This window comes from Psychrobacter piechaudii, from assembly GCF_900162825.1.
Classification (GTDB): Bacteria; Pseudomonadota; Gammaproteobacteria; order Pseudomonadales; family Moraxellaceae; genus Psychrobacter; species Psychrobacter piechaudii.
Window position 1 is genome coordinate 1 of record NZ_FUGE01000219.1, and the last position, 2,961, is coordinate 2,961.

At 44.3% G+C, this 2,961-nt stretch carries 3 protein-coding genes and 2 pseudogenes; 1 reads left to right on the forward strand and 4 read right to left on the reverse strand.

Going from position 1 to position 2,961, the window contains the following annotated elements:
• Positions 1–137: pseudogene (locus tag A1019T_RS11630) on the forward strand (transposase); the annotation flags it as partial.
• A gap of 164 nt (positions 138–301) precedes the next feature.
• Here A1019T_RS11630 and A1019T_RS11635 read toward each other — a convergent pair.
• The 4 genes and pseudogenes from A1019T_RS11635 to A1019T_RS13775 all read right to left on the reverse strand — a co-directional run.
• Positions 302–697 carry a hypothetical protein gene (locus tag A1019T_RS11635; protein WP_077451776.1) on the reverse strand — a complete coding sequence of 132 codons (396 nt, stop codon included), beginning with the start codon at positions 695–697 and terminating at the stop codon, positions 302–304.
• A 39-nt stretch (positions 698–736) separates the two neighbouring features.
• The gene (gene cls / locus A1019T_RS11640; protein ID WP_077451777.1) at positions 737–2,176 is read right to left on the reverse strand and encodes a cardiolipin synthase; all 1,440 of its coding nucleotides are present in this window, start codon (positions 2,174–2,176) and stop codon (positions 737–739) included.
• Between the two features lie 192 nt (positions 2,177–2,368).
• Positions 2,369–2,737: a hypothetical protein gene (locus A1019T_RS11645; protein ID WP_077451778.1), complete on the reverse strand. Its 369-nt coding sequence runs from the start codon at positions 2,735–2,737 to the stop codon at positions 2,369–2,371.
• Between the two features lie 142 nt (positions 2,738–2,879).
• Positions 2,880–2,961, reverse strand: a pseudogene (locus A1019T_RS13775) (RNA-guided endonuclease TnpB family protein); the annotation flags it as partial.

A 2,961-nucleotide genomic window follows, 5' to 3' on the forward strand; every position in this document is an offset into this window, starting at 1 on the left:
TTTGGATCAAGACAATGTGACCATGCTTAAATTGCCTCCCTACTCACCTGAACTTAACCCTGCTGAACAGGTGTGGCAGTATCTTAAACAGCATTGGTTGTCTAATCGCTGTTTTGAGAGTTATGATGCGATTGTCGATGCGGCATGTGACGCTTGGAATGCATTGTGTAATCAGACTAACTTAATTAGGTCTATCACTCAGCGGGAGTGGTGCGACTTGAGTGTTATTTTTTAGAATTGGTATAACTAACAAAAAAAAGACGCTAAATAAATTAGCGTCTTTTTTTATTATTACGTTTTATCATTCAGCCGTCTCAACCACAGGCTGACGCTTGCCCGCCTCTAGTACCGGCAAGTTAGCCTCAGTAGGCACATAAATAATCTGATTAATCTTACCCTCACGCAGTGCCTCACCAAAAGCGCCGATAAACTCTTGCTCGCGGTATTCAGGGTATTCCTTGGCGGTTTTACCAATAATTTTAATCGCCTCAGCTCTTAGTTGTGCTGACTCTAACTCGGCTCGAGCCTGCTCAATTTGAATCATCTTCGACTGAGTAGCCTCAGCCAAGGCTGCTTTACCGCGCATCTCTTGTGACCAGACTTTATAAAAGGGGTAGCCGGCCATTATTACAACTATCAATATCACAGCGGTGATTACACCCGTGATGGTTAACTTAACTACAGATTCTGAATTCATACTTTTATCCTTGTCTTGCGGTGCGTTCCAAGTCTTAGCCTATAAAAGAGGGCCCATGGTAGACACAATATTGATCCAAATACGGTAATAAATCGGCCATTTTCTAACCTCAGAGCGGGTGACCTCGACCGAGTCGGCAATGTAAGATTCTTGACGGGTAATAATCTCTTCGGTCAATGCTTTGTCGTAGAAAATGACGTTGTTTTCATAGTTTAAGTCGAAGCTACGCAAATCTAAATTAGTCGAGCCGACCAAGCTAATCTGATCGTCAATGGTCAGTGTTTTGGCATGCAGTAAACCAGGTTTATACTCATAAATTTTCACCCCCGCCTCAAGCAGTTGCCAATAGTAGCTGTGACTGGTGGCAGCAACGATAAAAGAGTCGTTTTTTTGTGGAAAAATAATGGTCACATCGACGCCCCGATAAGCAGTGGCACAGATCATATTAATCAAGGTAAAGTCTGGCACAAAGTACGGAGTCGAGATGACCAATGACCGCTTAGCATGCCCCATTAAAGTACTTAAAAACTGCGGTGTGGTGCCCTGACGCTGCGTGGGACCATCAGCGAATACTTGTGCAGGACAGCCATCTGGTTGCGACTCTAATATGAAGGGAAAGCTATCAAATGGGGTATCAGGATTTTCCATAAGCCAGTCACTGGCAAACAGCATTTGGTTTTGGGCCACGATAGGACCTCGTACTCTTAGCATGATATCGACCCAAGGGGCGTATTTTGGCTTCACCCGAAACTCAGGGTCGGCACTGTTGCGGCTACCCACATAGCCAATTTTGCCATCGATAATAGTAATCTTACGGTGATTGCGTAAATCAATGCGGCTAAACAGCATTACTTTAAGGATATTATCGATCGGTAGCGCCATACTCACCTCTACCCCTGCCTGCTCCATCCGCTTCCATAACGGAGAACGCAGCAGCTTGCGTGAGCCCATACCATCTACCATAGCTCGGCACTGTACCCCGCGTTTGGCAGCGCGCATTAATGCCTCAGCAATAGCCGTTCCCATCCCATCATCCAACCAAATATAGTACATAACGTGGATATGATCGGTGGCAGCATCGAAATCCGCTATCATTCGCTCTTCCGTGGTCTTAGCGTCTGGCAAAAGCTCCGCTTTGTTGCCCAAAGTGGTATGAAAGCCATTTACTGAGGCCGAATAAGCAAAGGCTGGCTGGTACTCCTGATCAATGACCTCAGTCATGGTGTCTTTTTTGCCCAGTACTGCCGGAAAGTTGCTGTTTAGCTGCTCAATAATCTTGTTATAACGGTGCTCGAAGTTAAAGCCTAAATGTACCTCGCCAAACATCCAATACACCACCACCCCGCCATAGGGCAGTATAAATAGCACGACCAGCCACGCCAATCGTGCCTGCGCGGTTAAATCGTGACGGGAAAGCACCCGAAGCGACACCGCAAGCCAAGTGAGTATATGAAGCGTAACGAGCAAATCTAATAGCATTAACTATCATCCTTGATTATTTAACAGGATCATTTTATGAGTATACCTAAGCCTAAATGACATTTTAGTTTCAGAATGTTGCCTTAACCCATGGCCTAGCTTTTAACGGACCATAATTTCACCGCCCATAAAAAAAACCAGCCTAAGCTGGTTTTACTAAAACAGTATAAAGTCAAAGCAATATGAATAAATTTAGTTGGTCACTAATCTTAGAAACTGCGGGTTGATCACGTTAATTTGTAAGTAGTTTTGGTTCTGTGCCACTTTACCAATGACACAAAAGCGGCTGCCCACATAGTTGTCAATTTTACCGTAGCGATTTTCAAACCAGCGGTAGTCTTTGTTCCATATCAAAGCGGTTAACGTATGATTGGGGTACTTTTCATCAAAGTTCATATAGTGACGGTTGGGCAAGTGATTAATCTCAGCCAACGTGCCACAAGCCATAACCGACTTACCCACATATAAATACGCTTTACTGGCCTCAATCCTACGGTCACCTGCAGTCGCTAAACTACTTAATAATAGAGCACTGCTTATGGCTGCTACCTTTTTCCACATACAAAACTCGCTGTCGTTTATTTCAGTACTGATAGTCAATTCAGTACTTATTACGCTACTAAATAGCTAAAAACTGTTTAACATTATACTTTTATCTATTATAACACCTACCCATTAGGGAGGGGTTGACCTCCTCCCCTCGCTAAACCGAGGGGATTCCTACAGCTAGACGGTCAAGCCCGACCGCGAGGATGTTCTTAGCAGCATTGATATCTCTATCATGC